We start from the raw sequence: 484 nt of genomic DNA, 5'->3' as shown, positions 1-484 counted from the left end.
CGAGGAGTAGTGGCCACTGCTTGCGGCGGGGTCAACCGCAGTACCTTGATGCCCAGCCAGGCATAGGCTAGCGCCAGCACCGGGTTGATCAGGTTGAAGAACGCATAGAAAAGGTAATCGGTCACCGGCACCAGCAGCACCGACTGCATGTAGGCTCCACAGGTATTCCAGGGGATCAGCGGGCTGGTGATGGTGCCGCCATCTTCCAGCGCACGGGACAGGTTTACCGGGGCCAGCCCTTTTTTCTCATAGGCTTCGCGGAACATGCGCCCGGGCATGATGATGGAGATGTACTGATCGGCGGTAAGGATATTGCTGCCAAAGCAGGTCGCCAGGGTCGCGGTGATCAACCCGGCAGCGCCCTTGACCATCCCCAGCAGCCCCTCGATCAAACGCGCCAGTAGCCCGGCTTTTTCCATGACTGCGCCAAACGTCATGGCGCACATGATCAGCCAGACCGTGTTCATCATGGAAGCCATGCCAC

At 59.9% G+C, this 484-nt stretch carries 1 protein-coding gene; it reads right to left on the bottom strand.

All coding sequences use genetic code 11. The features are described from left to right. Positions 1–470: Na+/H+ antiporter NhaC family protein (locus A3754_RS05635; RefSeq protein WP_304439812.1), on the bottom strand; the 470-nt coding region annotated here is incomplete at its 3' end. Between the last annotated feature and the right edge of the window lie 14 nt (positions 471–484).

The organism is Alcanivorax sp. HI0083, assembly GCF_001635175.1.
The sequence above is the reverse complement of the archived record's forward strand: the minus strand, read 5'-3'. Positions and strand labels throughout refer to the sequence as shown.